This is a genomic window from Haloferax sp. SDI50 (genome assembly GCF_059802635.1).
In genome coordinates this window covers 1,215,419-1,232,485 of the sequence record NZ_JBPULL010000001.1, presented here as the reverse complement: position 1 = coordinate 1,232,485, position 17,067 = coordinate 1,215,419, and the positions used below count along the sequence as shown (strand labels likewise).

20 protein-coding genes are annotated in these 17,067 nt (G+C 67.1%); 11 read left to right on the top strand and 9 right to left on the bottom strand.

Annotated elements, in window-relative coordinates:
• Positions 1-111: 111 nt before the first annotated feature.
• Both ACSR87_RS06345 and yciH read left to right on the top strand, forming a co-directional pair.
• Positions 112-1,230, top strand: coding sequence for a DUF7096 domain-containing protein (locus ACSR87_RS06345; protein ID WP_498529879.1), 1,119 nt, complete (start codon positions 112-114; stop codon positions 1,228-1,230).
• A 66-nt stretch (positions 1,231-1,296) separates the two neighbouring features.
• Entirely contained in the window at positions 1,297-1,590 is a 294-nt protein-coding gene (gene yciH / locus ACSR87_RS06340) for a stress response translation initiation inhibitor YciH (protein ID WP_004041826.1), read from the top strand.
• 122 nt (positions 1,591-1,712) lie between these two features.
• On the opposite strand, the gene ubaC is transcribed toward yciH, so the two are convergent.
• The 8 genes from ubaC to ACSR87_RS06300 form a co-directional block, all read right to left on the bottom strand.
• On the bottom strand, positions 1,713-2,078 hold the full coding sequence (ubaC, locus tag ACSR87_RS06335) for a rhodanese-like domain-containing protein UbaC (protein ID WP_498529878.1): 366 nt from the start codon (positions 2,076-2,078) through the stop codon (positions 1,713-1,715).
• Positions 2,079-2,642, bottom strand: a complete 564-nt coding sequence (locus tag ACSR87_RS06330) for an NUDIX hydrolase (RefSeq protein ID WP_498529877.1) — start codon at positions 2,640-2,642, stop codon at positions 2,079-2,081.
• The gene (locus tag ACSR87_RS06325; RefSeq protein ID WP_498529876.1) at positions 2,639-3,124 is read right to left on the bottom strand and encodes a DUF5809 family protein; all 486 of its coding nucleotides are present in this window, start codon (positions 3,122-3,124) and stop codon (positions 2,639-2,641) included. The genes ACSR87_RS06330 and ACSR87_RS06325 overlap by 4 nt, the downstream gene beginning before the upstream one ends.
• Before the next feature lie 24 nt (positions 3,125-3,148).
• Entirely contained in the window at positions 3,149-3,667 is a 519-nt protein-coding gene (locus ACSR87_RS06320; RefSeq protein ID WP_498529875.1) for a DUF5810 domain-containing protein, read from the bottom strand.
• A gap of 259 nt (positions 3,668-3,926) precedes the next feature.
• Positions 3,927-4,253 (bottom strand): HalOD1 output domain-containing protein, encoded by a 327-nt coding sequence (locus tag ACSR87_RS06315; protein ID WP_498529874.1) that lies wholly within the window; start codon positions 4,251-4,253, stop codon positions 3,927-3,929.
• Between the two features lie 161 nt (positions 4,254-4,414).
• Positions 4,415-7,627 carry a GAF domain-containing protein gene (locus ACSR87_RS06310; protein WP_498529873.1) on the bottom strand — a complete coding sequence of 1,071 codons (3,213 nt, stop codon included), beginning with the start codon at positions 7,625-7,627 and terminating at the stop codon, positions 4,415-4,417.
• A gap of 82 nt (positions 7,628-7,709) precedes the next feature.
• Entirely contained in the window at positions 7,710-8,198 is a 489-nt protein-coding gene (gene rimI / locus ACSR87_RS06305) for a ribosomal protein S18-alanine N-acetyltransferase (protein WP_498529872.1), read from the bottom strand.
• Positions 8,199-8,351: 153 nt separating this feature from the next.
• Positions 8,352-10,316, bottom strand: coding sequence for an aconitate hydratase (locus ACSR87_RS06300; RefSeq protein WP_498529871.1), 1,965 nt, complete (start codon positions 10,314-10,316; stop codon positions 8,352-8,354).
• Between the two features lie 271 nt (positions 10,317-10,587).
• Between ACSR87_RS06300 and ACSR87_RS06295 the strand changes: the two genes are divergently transcribed.
• From ACSR87_RS06295 to ACSR87_RS06270, 6 genes are all read left to right on the top strand, one after another.
• Positions 10,588-11,061, top strand: coding sequence for a deoxyuridine 5'-triphosphate nucleotidohydrolase (locus ACSR87_RS06295; protein WP_004041836.1), 474 nt, complete (start codon positions 10,588-10,590; stop codon positions 11,059-11,061).
• A 402-nt stretch (positions 11,062-11,463) separates the two neighbouring features.
• Entirely contained in the window at positions 11,464-12,702 is a 1,239-nt protein-coding gene (gene pan2 / locus ACSR87_RS06290; protein WP_498529870.1) for a proteasome-activating nucleotidase Pan2, read from the top strand.
• Positions 12,703-12,812: 110 nt separating this feature from the next.
• Positions 12,813-13,286, top strand: coding sequence for a pyruvoyl-dependent arginine decarboxylase (locus ACSR87_RS06285; protein ID WP_498529869.1), 474 nt, complete (start codon positions 12,813-12,815; stop codon positions 13,284-13,286).
• A gap of 90 nt (positions 13,287-13,376) precedes the next feature.
• Positions 13,377-14,222, top strand: coding sequence for a sensor histidine kinase (locus ACSR87_RS06280; protein ID WP_498531044.1), 846 nt, complete (start codon positions 13,377-13,379; stop codon positions 14,220-14,222).
• A 98-nt stretch (positions 14,223-14,320) separates the two neighbouring features.
• Positions 14,321-14,704 carry a DUF5811 family protein gene (locus ACSR87_RS06275; RefSeq protein ID WP_004062941.1) on the top strand — a complete coding sequence of 128 codons (384 nt, stop codon included), beginning with the start codon at positions 14,321-14,323 and terminating at the stop codon, positions 14,702-14,704.
• 172 nt (positions 14,705-14,876) lie between these two features.
• Positions 14,877-15,038: a hypothetical protein gene (locus ACSR87_RS06270; RefSeq protein ID WP_004062940.1), complete on the top strand. Its 162-nt coding sequence runs from the start codon at positions 14,877-14,879 to the stop codon at positions 15,036-15,038.
• Positions 15,039-15,063: 25 nt separating this feature from the next.
• On the opposite strand, the gene ACSR87_RS06265 is transcribed toward ACSR87_RS06270, so the two are convergent.
• Complete coding sequence (locus ACSR87_RS06265) at positions 15,064-15,387, bottom strand: DUF8015 family protein (protein WP_498529868.1); 324 nt, start codon at positions 15,385-15,387, stop codon at positions 15,064-15,066.
• Positions 15,388-15,624: 237 nt separating this feature from the next.
• Between ACSR87_RS06265 and ACSR87_RS06260 the strand changes: the two genes are divergently transcribed.
• From ACSR87_RS06260 to ACSR87_RS06250, 3 genes are read left to right on the top strand one after another with little or no spacing between them, the layout of a single operon-like run.
• Positions 15,625-15,894: a hypothetical protein gene (locus ACSR87_RS06260; protein WP_498529867.1), complete on the top strand. Its 270-nt coding sequence runs from the start codon at positions 15,625-15,627 to the stop codon at positions 15,892-15,894.
• Position 15,895: 1 nt separating this feature from the next.
• On the top strand, positions 15,896-16,228 hold the full coding sequence (locus ACSR87_RS06255) for a hypothetical protein (RefSeq protein ID WP_498529866.1): 333 nt from the start codon (positions 15,896-15,898) through the stop codon (positions 16,226-16,228).
• Positions 16,225-16,866, top strand: a complete 642-nt coding sequence (locus tag ACSR87_RS06250) for a hypothetical protein (RefSeq protein ID WP_498529865.1) — start codon at positions 16,225-16,227, stop codon at positions 16,864-16,866. Before ACSR87_RS06255 ends, ACSR87_RS06250 begins: the two co-directional genes overlap by 4 nt.
• The last annotated feature ends 201 nt before the right edge of the window (positions 16,867-17,067 follow it).

The following is a 17,067-nucleotide window of genomic DNA, read 5'->3' as shown; positions in this document are numbered from 1 at the left end:
AATCGGGAGACGGCGGCGACCTACGGGTGGCTCGCAAACTGCCGTTGACTGGGGTTGATTCGGGGGCACGACCGCACGCTTATATCGGAACGGAGTTCCAAAACGAGGGTGATGAGCCGACGAACCGCTGTGCTTGCCGTCGCTGCCGCCGTGTTGCTGGCGACGGTGGGCGCACCGCTCGCTCTCGCCGCCTCGGCCGGACCGATGGGAACGGCGGCCGCGGCCACCGATGGCTCGGCCGCCGCGCCCGTCGCACAGACGACCGCGAACGACACCGCGACCACCGACACGGCGGGCAACGACAGCGCCGCGTCGTCGGAGACGCTTCCCGGGCAGCGCCTGTCCGCCGTCATCGGCGTACAGGGCTCGGAGACCAACGGCGAACTCGAACGCCGCAGCTTCGACGCGCGCTTCGCGAACGCGAACTCGAACGCCTCGAAGGCCGCGGTCGTGGCCACGCAGGTCGAGACGGTCCGCGAGCGCCTCACCGAACTCGAACAGCGCAGGGACCGCCTCGAAGCCCAGCGCGAAAACGGCACGCTCTCCGAGGGCCAGTACCGCGCGCGGCTGACCCGGACGGTTGCCGACATCGAGCGCACTCGGAGCATGCTGAACCAGACGACTGACGCCGCCTCGACGGTCCCCGCCCAAGAGCTCTCGGCCCGCGGCGTCGAGACGGCCGAACTCGACCGGCTCCGCACGAACGCGAGCGAACTCACCGGACCCGAAGTAGCCGAAATCGCCCGCGGAATCGCGGGGAACCCCGGCAAGGGCATCGGCCGCGAGCGCGCCGCAAACGAGACGGACGCCGGCGACGGCGGGCGACCGGATGACCCGGGGCGGAGTGACGCCCCGGGAAACTCGCGTTCTGAGGCGAGCGACCGCGCCGCGGACGCCCGCGCCGACGCCGGGAACGCGACCAACGGAACCGAGACCGACGGAAACGCAACTAACGGAACCGTGACCGACGTGGCCGGCGGCGAATCCGACGGGGCCGCCGACGGCGCGGACCGCGGCAACGCCCCGGAGACGCCGCCCGGGAACGACAAGCGGGCGAAGGACGCCGACGGGAGCGATGTCGCGGCACCCCCCGCCGACGAGCAGTCCGACGACGATACGGCCGCGACCGACGACGATACGGCCGCGACCGACGACGATACGACCGCGACCGACGACGATACGACGGACGACGAATCGGAAACGTCGTCCACGGACGACTCGGGCGCTTGAGGGCGCGGACGGCGACCCCGCCTCCCGATACTGTTTAATATCCCCATCTTGTAGGTCCACACTGTAATGTCGGAAGTCTGCTCGACGTGCGGGCTCCCTGAAGAGCTCTGCGTCTGCGAGGACGTGGCGAAAGAGTCTCAGGAGATAGTCATCCGCATCGACGAGCGCCGCTACGGAAAAGAGGTTACAGTCATCGAGGGATTCGACCCGAGGGACGTCGACATGGACAGCCTGTCGTCGGACCTCAAGTCGAAGTTCGCTTGCGGTGGAACCGTCGAAGACGATTCCATCGAACTCCAAGGCAACCACCGCGGCCGCGTGGAGGACTTCCTCCGCGAAAAGGGGTTCAACGTCGCGTGACCGACCTCTGAGTTAGCCCGCCGTCGAGATTTTTTCGAAGCAAGTCAGCGCGCGCGAGCCGTTAGTCCGCCAATTTCCCGACCGTTCGCGTCTCCAGTCGCGTCACCGCCCAGCGACGCCGTTCAGTTCCTCTCGTCGCCGTCTTCTTCGTCGCCGTCCGCACCCTCGTCGAGACCCTCTTCGAGCGGGCCGTCCCACGCCGCGAGCCCGCCGGCCATGCTCTCGATGCGGGCGTCTTCGGTCCCCTCGTAGGCCGACAGCAGGCGGACGGCCTGCACGCTCGCCTCGCCCCGCGGGCAGACGGTGACGATGCGTTCTGCGCCCGCGACGCGGTCGAGATGCGAAACGAGGTTCGAAAGCGGGACGTTGATGCTCCCCGGCACGTGCCCGAGCGCGAACTCCGCCTCCGTGCTCACGTCCACGACGAGCGGCGGGTCCTCGCCGTCGAGGAGTTCTTCGACTGCTGCGGGGGAGACCTCGTCGACCATTTACAGCAGGCCCTCGTCGCGGGCGAAGAGCACGCCCTCGACGGTCGCGTCGTTCGTCGGCGGTTCGGTCGCCCGCTCGATGGCTTCCTCGACCGGCACGGCGCGGACCGAGAGGAATTCGTTGTCGTCGAGGTCGCGCTCGACCGGCGTGAGGCCCTCGGCGAAGACGAAGCCGCGGCGGTGTCGGAGGACGCCCGTCGAACACCACACGTCACCGATGACCGACACCGAGTCGGCGGCGAAGCCCGTCTCCTCGCGGAGTTCGCGCACCCCGGCGTCGGTGAACGACTCGCCCTTCTCGACGACGCCCGCGGGGAGTTCGAGCTGCGTCTGGCGGATGTTCGGCCGGTACTGCTCGACGAAGACGACGTGGTCGTCCGCGACCGCGACGACGACGACCGCGGTCGCCAGTTCGGCCCAGTAGTAGCGCTTCGTGGTTCCGTTGGGCTGTTCGACGAGGTCGTAACCGCCGGTGAACCAGCCGGTGTCGTACTCGGTTTCGGACTCCAGTACGCGCCACTCCGGATCGGGCAGGCGCTCGTGTCGGCGGCCGTCACCGGTCATCGGTCCGCCCCGACCGCGTCGCCCTCGGAGTCAGTCTCGCTCCCGTCGCCCTCGGCTTCCTCTCCGAGCAGCGCGTCGCGGTAGACGCGGCCGAAGGCGTTGCGCCGGAGGGTGCTGACGGCGGCGTCCTCCTCGTTTTGGAACGTCGTTGCCAGCACGGTCTCAGCGAAGGGGACCGCGTGCCACGCGACGCGCTCTACGTCGGGGTTGCCGAGTTCGACCACCTCGTAGTCCTCGTGGGTCGAACGCCAGTCGTCGAACTCGGCGCGCGTGCCGACCGTGACCGAAAGCGACTCCGCGAACAGCGCGTTCCGGACGGTTTCGATTACGTCGCCGGTGACGCGTTCGCTGTACTCCTCGCGGTCGAACTCCATCGCCTTGGCCGTCTCGCGGACGACCACCTGTGCGGTCGGTCCGACGCGGTCGAAGGCGGCCTCGGCCTCGTCGAGCGACGCCGGCGCAATCGTCCCGTGGGTTTCCATCGCCAGTCGGTTCGGGGTCCGGACTTACGACTCTTTCCTGTCCGCGCCGTCGGTCTCCTCGCCGCGGTCGTCGGCATCGGTGGCGTCGCGGGCGTCGTCGCCGTCCCGCGGCGCGTCCTCACGCTCGCCGTTTACGCCGTCCTCGCCGTCGTCAGCGACCATCTCGCGGGTGAGCGACTGCGCCTCCTCGAAGATGCGCGCGGCGTCACCCGACAGCGACTCCGACCCGCCGGCCCCGCCGAACGGTTGCGGCTGTCGGTCGGGGATGTCGTGGTCGTGTTCCTGTCCGTGCGGGTGAGCATGGCCGGGGCCGCCCGTGCGGTCGACCGTGTCCTCGAACACCTCGTCGAACTCGCGTTCCTCCGCGAGGTCGGCCACGAGCGGGCCGAGCGAGTCGGCGTTCAGGTCGGCCCACTCGGGAGCGTGTTCGTCTAGCCACGTCTCGTGGTCGTCGCCGTGGACGATGGCCTGTAACGCGAGGTGGTTCGCGAGGTGCGTCTCGTCGCGTTGCGGCGCGTCGCAGACCGGACAGGCGTATCCCATGCCCGGCGGTAGCGGCTCTGTGTACCAAAACCCGTCGCACTCTCGCGTCGTTCCGTGCCGCGTCGCGTTGCGGCGCACCGTGTCGCGGCGCGTCGCAGCGCGTCGGCGTCGGTCTCGAAAGAAATGGAGCCGCGTCGCCCGCGTGGTGATGGTGGTGGTGGGTGCGGGCGACGGTCGGCAGTCGCGGCACCCCCGTGGAGCGTCGCGTCGTGTGGTGGTTGTGGTGGTGGGATTACCGATCCGTTCGTGTGTCGATGCGTCAGGCGGGCGTGACGATGACCGTGCCGTCGGCCCAGACGGTCACGTCGCAGGCAGCGTACCGGAACCCGATTCGACCGCGAGCGCCGCCGTCGGTCGCCGCCACCCGCGCCAGCGGGGCGAACAGTTGACAGAGCGCGTCGGGGTCGATAGCCTCGGACAGCGGTGGGAGGTCGATGGCGTCCACGCCGTGCAGTTGAGCGGTCGCGGTGACGACTGTCACCGCCAGAGCGTCTCGTCCGCTCCGGTCGTGTCGGGCGACGACCTCGTCGGTCGACCCCGTATTCCATCCCACATCGTTGCCCGGTAACACGCGAGTTTCGTCCATGGTTCGGTTCGCGCCGGCGCCTCGCCGACATCCGCACCGATGACGCTCGCGGGTATATCGGTCGCTGCTATCCAACTAGTGGTGGCGCGCGCGCCACCTCTAGGTACCTAGAACCGTCACTGAAAATCAGTTGGTATCGCTGGTCTACACGTGGTACGTCGTCACTCGAAGACGCGTTCGACCAGTTTTCGCTCGGCCGCGCGCAGGTGGTACTGGTAGGTCGGCGCGCTGATGTCGAACGTCTCGGCGAGCGTCTCGGCGGTGCTGCGGCGCGGCCACTCGTAGAAGCCGGCGAGGTGGGCCGCCCGAATCGACTCGTGCTGGCGGCTCGTCCACGCCTCGCGCATCTCGGCGGCGAACGTCTGGGGCGACTCGGCCCCGGCGGCGGTCCGCCGCGACAGCAGACTCGTCCCGGGGTAGTTCGAGTCGAGCGCGTCGACGAACGACCGGACTCGGACGCGCGTCGGAACCTCGGCGGTGAGCGTGGTCTGCGTGGGCGTCGCGTCGAGCGCGCGGAGCGTCGCCTCCGAGGCGTACAGCGTCTCGAACAGCGACTCCCGAGGGAGGCGGAGTTCGAACAGCGACCCCGAGGCGTCGGTCGAGACGTGGCGCACGCGCGTCGCGATGTCCCGCCCGGCGGCGACGACGTCCTCGGGCTCCGCGTCGCTGGCGACGAAGGCGATGACCGAGCCGTCGGACTGCGGGATGACGCCGCTGAGACTCGCCGCGCGGCCGACCCGCCGGGCGAGCCGCGATATCGACAGCCGGTCGCCGCCGAGCTGTACCTGTACGTTCGTCCGGCGCTCGGTCAACATGGCGTCGGCGCGCCCCGTGGCCGCGAGCGCGTAGCCGACCGCCTCCCCCAGTTCGGTGAGTAGGCCATCGTCGTCGTCGAAGGCGCTCGCCCCGGTCGCGTGGACGACGAACAGCGCCTCCACTTGGCCGTCAGCGACCGCGGGGATGACCGCGATGGCTCGGAACCCGTAGCTGAGGGCGTCGCCGCGGTGGTCTGCCCACGCGGGGTCGTCGAGCACGTCCGCGACCACCTGCTTCTCTCGGCTCTCAACGGCGGCTTCGAGCAGCGAACACAGCGGGTCCGCGGTCGCCACCTCTCCGAGCCGGTCGGCGTAGGCGGTGTCCGCGCCGTGGACCGCGTCGCTCGGCGGGCGGTACGCCTCGTCGATGTCGCTGACCTCGGCGTGCCAGACGACCGTGATACCGTCGGTGTCGACGAGGTGTTCGGCAACTTCCGACAGCGCCGCACCGCGGGTCGGCGCGCGGATGAGCGACTGGTTGATGTTCCGGATGGTCTCGTTGATTCGGTCGAGCCGGGTGAGCGCCTCGTTTTGGGCTTCGAGCCGGCGGTCGCGCTCGCGGAGCTCCGCCTCGGCGTCGATGCGTTCGAGCAGCTCCTCGACGGTCGCGGAAAGCAGGTTCACGAGCTCCACGTCGACCTCGTTCGGCGCGACGGTGCCGGGATGGCCGGTGACGAGCACGCCGTGGCGACCGAGCGGTGCGGCGATGACGCGCTCGACGCCGTCGACGACGCCCCCGTCGGGCGCGAGTTCGACCACGCGGACCTCGCCGGAGACGAACGCGTCCCAGACGCCGCCGCGGTCGAGGCCGCCGTCGGGCGGTTTGTCGCCGAGGCCGGTCCCCGCCGCGCCCACGCGGACGAGGCTCGTGTCCGCCTCGTCGAAGACGAACAGCTCCGTTCGGGCGTCACCGAGCACCTCGTCGCAGGCGTCGGCGGCCGCCCGGAGGACGGTCTGTCTGTCGGTCGCGCCCATCATCTCGCGGGTCCGGTCGTGGAGCGTCGCCAGCAGGCGCTCGTAGCGGTGTCGCTTCGTCACGTCGCGGAGGACGCCGACCGAGCCGACCTCCTCGCCGCCGACGACGAGCGGCGTTCGGTGGTTCTCGACCCGGACGACCTCGCCGTCGGGCGTCCGGAGTTCGAGTTCGACGATGCCTCGCGACGCGGCCGCGAACGCCTCGTCGCTCCCGTCGGTCGCGGTGGCGTGCTGGGCGAGCAGGGCCGTCGACGAGCCGATGACGCGGTCGCGGTCGAGGCCGGTCAGCCGCTCGAACGCCGGGTTGACGGCCGCGAACCGCCCCTCGTCGTCCAGCGCGTACACCGCGTCGGCGACGGCCGCCAGCATCCGCCCGTACTGCTCGGCTTCGACCTCGTGTTCCAACCGCTCCGTGATGTCGGTGAAGTAGACGGACAGCCCCGTCTCGGAGGGGTACGCCCGAACCGCGTACCACGTTTCGAGGCGCTCGTAGTAGGTCTCGAAGGTCGCGGGCTCCTGTCGCTCCATCGCGCGCTCGAACTCCTCGCGGAAGACGTTCGCCTCGGGCACGGAGTCCCAGATGCGCGTCCCCAGCACCGACGCGGCGGACATGCCAAGCCCGTGTTCGGCCGTCGAGTTGACGTACGTGACCCGCCAGTCCGCGTCGAACCCCATCACCGCCTCGTCAATCCGCGCTAACACCTCCGAGAGTGCCCCTTTGAGCTCGTGACGCTCGCTCGCCGCGCCGACGACGGCCGCGATGTTCTCCAAGAACAGCACGTCGTCGTCGCAGAACTGCCCGCAGGCGACGCCGTGGACGTTGATGACTCCCCAGCAGGTCCCGTCGCCGCCGATGGCTGCGCTCATCCCGCTTTTCGGTCCCGACGGGGCGCTGTCGGCCGCGCGCTCGAAGCGCTCGTCGTCGTCGAAGTCGTCGACGAGGGTCGAACGGCCGGTCCGGTAGGTCTCGGCCGCCTGCGTCCCTCCGACCGCGGCGGGTCCGTGACTCCGGTCCGCCGACCAGCCCGCGGCGGCGGCGACGCGAAACGCGCCGTCGTCGAGCCCCTCGAAGATAGTGACGGAGTCCGCGTCGAGCACGTCGCGGACGCGACGCGCGGCGTGGTCGAGCGTCGAGTCGAGGTCGGCGGCGGTCAGCGCCCGCGTGCCGACTTCCGAGACGACGCGCTGTTGTTCGATGCGGTCTCGGTGGTCCCGTGCGAGGGTGCACTCGCCGAGCGCCCGCTCGACGCGGAACGCCAGCCACGACATCGTCTCGGGGTCGTCGTCGTCGCGGACGACGTAGTCCGTCGCGCCGGCTTCGACCGCGCGCGCCGCGACCTCGCGGTCGGCGGCCGCGACGACGACCGGGACGTCGATGCCCTGCGCGTAGATGTCGCGGACGAACGCCCCCTCGTCGCCGGTCGTCGTGGGTGCGGTGAAGACGATACACGAGACGGCCGCGGCGGCGGCGACGAGCTCCGCGCGCGCCGCGGCGGGCGAGCGGACGTGGCGGACGACCGTCGTCTCGTCGAGCAACGACAGCGACGAGTCGAGCGACGCCGCGAACGCGTCGTCGTCACTCACACAGAGGACGGTGGGGGGCGGTAACACAACTCGTGTACGCGGCTCGTCGTGATAAGCCCTCGTTCGACCGTCTGCGGTCCTGTCAAGCGCTTTGCCACTCGGCTACGTCGAGGACCATGACGTACGCGTCCTCGCCGTCGCCGTAGTAGCTCGGCACTCGGCGGGCGGGTTCGAAGCCGAGGCTCCGGTAGAGGCCGATTGCCGGCTCGTTCGAGGCGCGGACTTCGAGTTTCACGACCGTCGCGCCCGCGATGGCCATCGCCGTCAGCGACTGGACGAGCAACTGTCGGCCGAGACCGTTCCCGCGGGCCTTCGGGCGGACCGCGAGGTCCTTCACGTGGCCGATGTCGTTGCCGTGGTTGGGCATCACGTCGGCGACGACGTAGCCGAGCACCTCGTCCCCGCGGGCGGCGACGAGGAACGCGGGTTCGTCGACGAACATCTCGAACGCGGAGTACGGCCACGGCTCGGAGAAACAGGTCCGCTCGATGCGGAGCACGTCGAGGAGGTCCGCCCGGTCGACCCGCCTGACGACCGCGTCGTCGGCGAGCGCGTCGTCGAACGCCGTCACGCCCGGCGCTACGTGGTTGGCACGCAAAAGCCCGACGGCACGGGCCTGCGGGAATCGGGAGGAACGCTCACGGTCGCGGGCGGGTCACCCCGCCGGCCGCGCGATGGCCGCCGCTCGCCGCGCGAAAAAGTGAGAAGGTGACGTTGGTCGCGTTCAGTCGTCCGCGGGGGCAGCGCCGCCCTCGGCCTGCTGCTTCGTGAGGGGGAGCTTGCCGCCGGCGGTGAGGATACGACGCTCGCGTTCGGAGGCGTGCAGGTTCGCCGTCGCTTCCCAGTCGTCGTTCACGCGGATGGTGAACTCTTCCTGGCCGGCTTCGACGGCAGCGGCCACGTCGTCGACGATTTCGACGTCGTCGCCCTGCTCGATCTTCTCGTAGGTCTCCTCGTCGATGGCGAGGGGGACGATACCGAAGTTGAACAGGTTCGCCTTGTGGATGCGAGCGAACGACTGCGCGAGGACGGCCTCGATGCCGAGGTACATCGGACACATCGCGGCGTGTTCGCGGGAGGAGCCCTGCCCGTAGTTCTCGCCCGCGACGAGGACGCCGGAGCCGGCATCCTTGGCGCGCTGGGCGAACGTCTCGTCGACGCGCGAGAGCGTGAAGTCCGAGAGGCGCTCGATGTTCGAGCGGAACTTGAGGATGTCGGACGTCGCCGGGATGATGTGGTCGGTCGTGATGTTGTCCTCCATCTTCAGGAGGGTCTCACCCGAGATGTTGGAGCCGAGGGGGTCCTGCAGCGGGACCTCGCCGATGTTCGGGCCCTTGATGAGCTCGTCGTCGATGGCGTCTTCGGCGTAGATGAGGTCCGTCTTCGAGCCGTCGTACTTGTCGGGGAGTTCGATGCCGGGGGCGTCGAGGCCGAGTTCGTCGGCGAGGTCGCGCGGGTCGACGATTTCGCCCTTGAGCGCCGCGGCGGCGGCGACCTGCGGCGAACAGAGGTAGACGTTGTCGTCTTCGATGCCCGAGCGGCCCTCGAAGTTGCGGTTGAAGGTGCGCAGCGAGACGGAGTCGGAGGCGGGGACGTGGCCGATACCGATACACGGACCACAGGTCGCCTCGGAGACGTTGACGCCGGCCGCCATCATCTCAGCCGTCCAGCCCTCGCGGGCGAGCATCTCGCCGGCCTGCTTCGAACCGGGTGCGACGATCATCTCGAGGTGCTTTGCGACCTCTTGGTCCTTGACCATCTTCGCGGCCGGGAGGACGTCCTCGTAGCCGCCGTTGGTACAGGAACCGACGAGGACCTGCTCGACCTTCTCGCCGGCGACTTCGCGGACCGGCACCACGTTGTCGGGCATGGACGGGCAGGCGATGAGCGGTTCGAGGTCGCCGAGGTCGATGACGATTTCGTCGGCGTATTCGGCGTCGTCGTCGGCCGTCAGCTCGACGTACTCGTCGCCGCGGCCCTGGCGCTCGAGGTAGTCTTTGGTCTTTTCGTCGGTCTCGAACAGCGACGAGGTGGCACCGAGCTCGGTCCCCATGTTGGTGATGGTGGTTCGCTCGGGCACGGTGAGCGACTCAGCACCGGGGCCGGTGTACTCGAACACCTTGCCGACGCCGCCCTTGACGGTCTCGCGGCGGAGCATCTCGAGGATGACGTCCTTCGCGGAGGACCACTCGGGGAGCTCGCCTTCGAGGCGAACGTTCACGACTTCCGGCATCTCGACGTAGTACGCGCCGCCGCCCATGGCGACGGCGATGTCGAGGCCGCCGGCACCGATGGCGAGCTGGCCGAGGCCGCCGGGGGTCGGCGTGTGGGAGTCCGAGCCGAGGAGCGTCTTGCCGGGCGCGGCGAAGTTCTCCTTGTGGACGTTGTGGCAGATACCGTTTCCGGGGCGGGAGAAGTGGGCACCATATGTCCCGGCCGCGGAACGGAGGAAGCGGTGGTCGTCCGTGTTCTTGAAGTCGAACTGGTAGGTCTGGTGGTCGCAGTACTGGGCCGCGAGTTCGGTCTGGGCCTCGTCGAGGTCGAGCGCCTCGAACTGGAGCCACACCATCGTCCCGGTCGTGTCCTGCATCAGGACTTGGTCGATTTCGATTCCGATCTCCTCTCCGGGGGTGAGGTCACCCTCGACGAGGTGGTCCGAGAGAATCTTTTCCGTGAGCGTCTGTCCCATAACACCCGAACGTCGATGGTCCTCGGATATAAATCCCGCGTACTTCCCTATCTTCGAACGTGAACGATAGCGCCGTCTCTGGATTTCTAGCGTCTAAGGGCCATTAAACTCCTTGTTGGTTCTCCAATGTGACTGGTCACCGCGGGGGTCGTCACCGACCCAAACGGCGAGCGATTTCGACCCCGTTGTGGCCCCGAACGCGGGGGTCGTGTGAAGGGTGATGACGGCCGAGGTTCGGCACAGTTTTGCGCCCGCTGGCCGGGGTTCGGATATGCACCGCGCTGGCTCGTTCGTCGCACAGCACATCTCGCCGGTCACGGCCGAACAGGTCCAACCCAACGGCGTCGACCTGACGCTCGAAGCGGTCCTCGAACAGGTCGAACCGGGTCGCCTCGGTCGCGAGGGAAAGACCGTCGGGGAGCGCCGCGCCCTCGACTGCGCCGACCCGGACACCGAGACGTACCGACTCGACCCCGGCGGCTACGTCCTCCAGTACGCCGAGACGGTCCACATCCCGGAAGACCACGTCGGCTTCATCTACCCGCGGTCGTCGCTCATGCGGAACTCCTGTATGCTGAACACGGCCGTCTGGGACGCCGGCTACGAGGGGAAAGGCGAGGGCCTCTTGGAGGTCCACCACCCGGTCGAACTCGAACGCGGCGCGCGCGTCGCCCAAATCGTCCTCGCGGACGCGACCCACGACGAGACCTACGACGGCAGCTATCAGGGCGAACGGACCCGCTGACGACCGCCGACCGCGACTCTCGGAAGCGGTCGCTCGCCGGATACTACCGGATGAATACCGACATCCCGATTCACGGGACGTTCTCGGCGATGACGAATTCCTTTCAAGTCGATGGGCGTCGTATCCCTTCTCGCGGAGGGTATGTCGGGCCGAAACGAGGGGCGACCTGTACACACCGAACCTCCGCAACTTCCTCCTTCCACATCTTCGCCTTCGTCGCTTCGCGCGTTCCTGCGAACCGCTCGTACCCGTGAGCCGCGGCGTCGCGCTGCCGGCCTTCGATTCGCCGCCGCGAGCGAGCGCCACGGGACCACCGCCACCTAAAGCGGCTTCGAGCGCGGCAGTCGGGTTCTCTGACCCAAAGGCACATTTACGCGCATACCTAAGTGAGGCCAATCACTGATGTCACGGAGTCCATCTCTCCCGGAACGTCCTCATCTCGATCTGGACCCCGAGATGTCGGATGCAGAGCGGCTGTCTGCACTCCGCCAGCACTTCGAACGCATGGTCGACGTCAACCGCGAACTCGACCAGCGGCTCCAGAACGCCGACGACCGCCACGCCGAGTTGGTCGACGAGGTCGACCAGATGAAAGCGCGCAACGAGGCGCTGAAGACGGCCTCGTACTACATCGCCACGGTCGAGGAGCTGACCGACGACGGCGTCATCATCAAGCAGCACGGCAACAACCAGGAGGTCCTGACCGAGTTCGCACCGAACCTGAACATCGACGACATCGAGCCCGGCGACCGCGTCGCCATCAACGACTCGTTCGCCGTCCAGACCGTCCTCGACGACGAGACGGACGCGCGGGCGCAGGCGATGGAGGTCGTCGAGTCACCGACGGTCACCTACGACGACATCGGCGGCATCGACGAGCAGGTCCGCGAGGTCCGCGAGGCGGTCGAACAACCCCTCGAAAACCCCGAGATGTTCGCTGAGGTCGGCATCGACCCGCCGTCGGGCGTGCTCCTCTACGGCCCGCCGGGCACCGGGAAGACGATGCTCGCGAAGGCCGTCGCCAACGAGACCAACGCCTCGTTCATCAAGATGGCCGGCTCCGAACTCGTCCAGAAGTTCATCGGCGAGGGCGCGCGGCTGGTCCGCGACCTGTTCAAGCTCGCCGCCGAGCGCGAACCGGTGGTCATCTTCATCGACGAAATCGACGCCGTCGCCTCGAAGCGGACGGACTCGAAGACCTCCGGCGACGCCGAGGTCCAGCGCACGATGATGCAGCTGCTCTCGGAGATGGACGGCTTCGACGACCGCGGCGACATCCGCATCATTGCGGCGACCAACCGCTTCGACATGCTCGACGAGGCCATCCTCCGGCCCGGCCGGTTCGACCGCCTCATCGAGGTGCCCAAGCCCGCCGTCGAGGGACGCCGCCACATCCTCGACATCCACACCCGCGACATGAACGTTGCCGACGACGTAGACCTCGACGCGCTCGCCGAGGAACTCGACGACTACTCCGGCGCGGACATCGCGTCGCTCACGACCGAGGCCGGGATGTTCGCCATCCGCGACGGCCGGACCGAGGTGACGGGAGCGGACTTCGACGCCGCCCACGAGAAACTCTCGAACGTCGACGAGTCCGGTACCGGCCCCATCTCGGGCTTCACGGACTACCAGTACTGAGGTCGGCGGCCGGGGACCGCCGCCGAGGGCGGTCGCCGGCGCCTCCCGTTCCCCCGCTTTCGAGCGCCGGTATTCGTAACCCCCTTTTCCGCCGCCGCGAGAGTTCGGACATGAACACGATTCGCGTCGTCCGCGGGGTCGGCACCGCCCCCACGGAGATGGCGTCGTACGACGCCGCGCTCGCCGCCGCCAACATCCACAACTACAACCTCGTCGCCGTCTCGTCGGTCGTCCCCGCCGACGCGACCGTCGAGGCGGTCGACGTGGCTCCCGACCTCGGCCCGGCGGGCAACCGACTGACCGTGGTGCAGGCCCGCGAGACCACCGCGACGCCCGGCGAGACGGTCGTCGCCGGCCTCGGCTGGGCGACCGGCTCCGGTCCCGGGCTGTTCTACGAGGCGTCCGGAACCGACGAAGACAGCGTCCGCGCGGCCGTCCTCGACGGCCTCGAAGCGGGCCGGAACCTCCGCGAGTGGTCGTTCGATGACGAGGAAGTCGCGCTCACCACCGGCACGCACGAGGGCGAGGGCTACACCACCGCGGTCACGGTCGCGGCCTACGGGCAAAGCGAGTCAGTCTTCTGATACGCCGCGCTGACCGACGGACTCATCAGCGTTTGTGAGTATTGCTCGGGCATGAGTGGTGATGCGCCGTTCGACCTGTCCCCGAGGCGAGTGGCGCTTATCTACGCCGCCTTCGGTTTCCTCTGGGTCGCGACGAGCGACAGTCTCGTGGAGGGACTTCCGAACCACGAGTTCATCCAGACGGCGAAGGGGTGGCTGTTCGTCGTCCTCTCGGCGCTGTTGGTGTACGTTCTCGTCGACCGGAGCCAGTCCAAACTGGACCGGACCTCCGAGCAACTGGAATCGACGCTCGCACACACGAGCGTCCTCCATCGAATCCTCAGACACGACATCAGGAACGCCTGCACCGCCATTCTCGGCTACGCCGAACTGGTCGAGTCGCGGGACGACGCGGACGCGAACACCGACCCTGTCGAGGCGATTCGAGAGCGAGCGAGCCGACTGGTCGAGGTGAGCGACGAGGTCGCGCTCCTCCGGACCGTCGAGCTCGCGGAGGGGAACGAGGTCGACGTCGACCTCACGTCTGCGGTCACAGACGCCGTCGAGGACCTCGAAATGGAGTACCCGGCGGTACAGGTCTCGGTCGCCTCGCCGGAGACGCTCGTCGCGCGGGCGCACCCGGCGCTCCCGCGGAGCATCGCCGAACTACTCGATAACGCCGTCGTCCACTCCGACTGCGACGACCCGGAGGTACACGTCGGCGTCTGGCAGCTCGGCGGGGTCGTCGGGGTGACCGTCACCGACAACGGTCCCGGCATCCCGGACGCCGAGCGCGAGGCCCTGCTTTCGGGCTCGGAGACGCCGCTTTCGCACACCAGCGGCGTCGGCCTCTGGCTGGTCCGCGCCATCGTCGACGCCTCCGGCGGGTCGCTCGATATCTCGACGCCGAAGTCCCACGGGACCGTCGTCACCGTCTCGCTTCCGCGACCGGCCTGAGGGCGTCGTCACCGCGTCGTCATCCGCTTTCGATTCGCCCGCCGCGTCGGTGACCGACGACGGCTTTTTACACGTCCTTCCCGTATCGCAGACGACTGATGAACGGGAACAACCCATATGCGGGCGCTCCCGGCGTGACTGGGGCCGGCCAGGCGTCGGCCGACCGAGAACTGACCGTCGACCAGATGGACGCGCTCCGGCGGGCCGTCGCCGGTATCGTCTCGCGGACGGAGTCGTACCTCCCCGAGGGCTTCGCCGTCGGGTCGGAGCTCTCGACCGGGTCGACCGGGCCGCTCGCCACCGTGGCCGTCCACCCGCCGGTCGGCCACCCCGTCAGCGCCGGCTTCTCGCCGGACGCCGACGAACTCGACGCCGGACTCACCGACGAAGACCGAAACGAGGTCGCCCGCGGGCTGGCCGCGACCGCGGCGTTTCAGGTGATGAGCGCCGTCGGAGACGACCTCACCCCCGCCGCTCGGTAACCCCGAACCACCCCCGCCGCCGCCGGGGTCCGAGTGGCCACTGACGCGCGGCTGCGCCCTGCCGACCGCTTTCTCGTTGCTGTTCCGTCGCCTCGGCTTGCGTTTCAGCGCCGCACTCTCGTCAGTTCAGAACGAGAACAATACACTTCACGGAGGCGGTCGAAAGGGAGGTATGGTTTCGCTTTTCGGCTACGCGGACGAGATTGGCCCGACGACGCTCATCATCGTCGGCTTCCTGCTGTTTGTCTTCCCCGAACCGGCGACATCGGCCCTCGGCGCGGGGCTGATGCTGTTCGGCGCGGCGTACTGGTTCTGGGAGTGGAACCGCCCCTGAGCGCAAGGCGAGCGAGCGACCTCGCTCAGACGCTCCCGCGACGACGGTTCCGACCGGCGTCGTCACGGACGCGAGTGGTGACGCCGTCGAGCGGGGCGTCGGTCTCGGCGGACGCGCCCGGGCCGCTGGTCGGACCCGCCGCCGACTTCGGTGTCGCAACGAACAACCCGTAGGCGAGCACGGCCGCCGAGACGAGGCCGCTCGCGCCCACGACGGGCGAAAGCGGGAGCGGCGAGAGCGTGCCGACCGCCGTCCCGACGACGAGCGGGAGCGGCAGTGCGGCGAGAATGGCGTCGTACCGCGTCGCTTCCGAGACGATGCTGTCGCTATGGGATGTTCGTGTGCGCATGATACCACTCAGCGGCGAATACGAACGTGTGAATATTAGCTATTTCGCCCGACGGGAGGGCCATGCGGCTCACGGGTGCGGTGAACCAACGGAACAATCGGGTCGCGGTTAGTCGTCTACTTGCCCCAGAATTAAGTCGCTGATTCTTCACGCTGTATAGAAGAAAAGCTCAGTCAGAATAGCTAAAACATCAGATAGCTGGCAGCTACTAAATCGACACTCCACATAGTACTCCGTGTGAGCGAAACAGAAGATGACCAGAACCCAAGTGATGATGACGGGTCAGGTCAGGACGGAGAAGAGGAGAACGAGAACAATCGCACACGAGTCAGACTTCAGGCGCACGGCCTCGAAGTCGAAGTCGAATCGCAGGACGCTTCGTTCGAAGAAGTCGCCGAGTTTGCTTCTGAAGAACACGAGCAAATTCGTCGGGACGCTCTGATTGGCGAGTATCAGCAACTCGAAGAGAGAAATCTCCACTCTGCACTTCTCGGCGGTGGTGAGTGATATGAGCGTGCGCTTGATGAACAATCACGGCTTGTTGAGCCTCCCACTCATCTTTGTGCTAAATATCGCAGTAACGATGGCGGCGGTGATGCTCGTGCATATTAACGAAGTCGTCGCTGGCCTGTTGCTCTGGTTCTATTCGTTCTACCTTCTACTTCAAACCAAACTGATGGTGGTGTTTGTGGTCGTGGGGTTGGTCGGCGGACTCATCGTCTCAGGATTCACGCCTGAGATATCACAGGGGCTTGTTCTGTACTCGATTGGGTTTCTCGCTGTGAGTAGTATCGTGGCGCACGGACTCGCAATCGGATTTACGGCGGTGACTGGAATATGAGACGACGCAACTACATCACGACACTAGGAGCATCGTTCGTCTGCCCACTCACGACGGTTCAAGAAGTCCGTGCATCTGCTCACTCAGACGAGAAGGTAGGGGAAGACGGACTTAGTGAAGCCGAGAAACACCCTGTCTACTACACCATCGACATACCCGCCATCGAACAACAAATACTGCACATCTCGATTCACGCTGATATGCTCGCCCAAACAAATCTTCTGCGGGCGAAGTCAGAATCGCACACGGTCGGCATCAACCTCTCCTATCACGAGCCATCTGATGAACAGTGGGAAGTCCTGAATCTCTCCGTCCAAGATGAGAGACTCGATGAGGTCGTGCTTGGCGAGGTTGACGAAGAATCTATCACGGCAGGTCGGTGGGACCACTTGGTAAAACACCAAATTGGATTACTCACGACAGGCACGGGCACGCACGGATACTTAGGCGTCGTCGGCGACGGTGAAACAGTTGAATTTGAAGCACCTGATAACTCGTGGGTGTGGGAAGCGTGCGAGTACGAACGAGTGCGTGTGGAGACTACTGACACAAGCGATATCGAAATCACAAGTGGAGACGACAGTATCCCTGTATTCAGGATGGATGCCGCCCACTTGTCTACGGCACACAGTCGATAAAGGACAGAAAGCACATGCTCGCTTCGGAGTGGTAGAGAAGCCTTCTACGCCGTGTTTTCAAGTAGTACGAAGTTAGTACTGTCTGTATTCGGGCGGTAGAGCGTCTAACAATCGAACGGGCACGGCGACATGTTCGCCAGAGTCTTAACCAACAGATGTTGCTCTAAGCGTTCGAGTGTTGGTTAATAATTGAACGAGAAA

Excerpts from the sequence above, each read along its gene's own strand:
- ubaC (WP_498529878.1), bottom strand. The coding sequence starts at position 2,078 with ATGGTCGACGAGGTCTCCCCCGCAGCAGTCGAAGAACTCCTCGACGGC.
- ACSR87_RS06345 (WP_498529879.1), top strand. The coding sequence starts at position 112 with ATGAGCCGACGAACCGCTGTGCTTGCCGTCGCTGCCGCCGTGTTGCTG.
- ACSR87_RS06320 (WP_498529875.1), bottom strand. The coding sequence starts at position 3,667 with ATGGGATACGCCTGTCCGGTCTGCGACGCGCCGCAACGCGACGAGACG.
- ACSR87_RS06270 (WP_004062940.1), top strand. The coding sequence starts at position 14,877 with ATGGTTTCGCTTTTCGGCTACGCGGACGAGATTGGCCCGACGACGCTC.
- ACSR87_RS06330 (WP_498529877.1), bottom strand. The coding sequence starts at position 2,642 with ATGACCGGTGACGGCCGCCGACACGAGCGCCTGCCCGATCCGGAGTGG.
- ACSR87_RS06255 (WP_498529866.1), top strand. The coding sequence starts at position 15,896 with ATGAGCGTGCGCTTGATGAACAATCACGGCTTGTTGAGCCTCCCACTC.
- ACSR87_RS06250 (WP_498529865.1), top strand. The coding sequence starts at position 16,225 with ATGAGACGACGCAACTACATCACGACACTAGGAGCATCGTTCGTCTGC.
- ACSR87_RS06265 (WP_498529868.1), bottom strand. The coding sequence starts at position 15,387 with ATGCGCACACGAACATCCCATAGCGACAGCATCGTCTCGGAAGCGACG.
- ACSR87_RS06300 (WP_498529871.1), bottom strand. The coding sequence starts at position 10,316 with ATGGGACAGACGCTCACGGAAAAGATTCTCTCGGACCACCTCGTCGAG.
- pan2 (WP_498529870.1), top strand. The coding sequence starts at position 11,464 with ATGTCACGGAGTCCATCTCTCCCGGAACGTCCTCATCTCGATCTGGAC.
- ACSR87_RS06295 (WP_004041836.1), top strand. The coding sequence starts at position 10,588 with ATGCACCGCGCTGGCTCGTTCGTCGCACAGCACATCTCGCCGGTCACG.
- ACSR87_RS06325 (WP_498529876.1), bottom strand. The coding sequence starts at position 3,124 with ATGGAAACCCACGGGACGATTGCGCCGGCGTCGCTCGACGAGGCCGAG.
- ACSR87_RS06285 (WP_498529869.1), top strand. The coding sequence starts at position 12,813 with ATGAACACGATTCGCGTCGTCCGCGGGGTCGGCACCGCCCCCACGGAG.
- yciH (WP_004041826.1), top strand. The coding sequence starts at position 1,297 with ATGTCGGAAGTCTGCTCGACGTGCGGGCTCCCTGAAGAGCTCTGCGTC.
- ACSR87_RS06315 (WP_498529874.1), bottom strand. The coding sequence starts at position 4,253 with ATGGACGAAACTCGCGTGTTACCGGGCAACGATGTGGGATGGAATACG.
- ACSR87_RS06275 (WP_004062941.1), top strand. The coding sequence starts at position 14,321 with ATGAACGGGAACAACCCATATGCGGGCGCTCCCGGCGTGACTGGGGCC.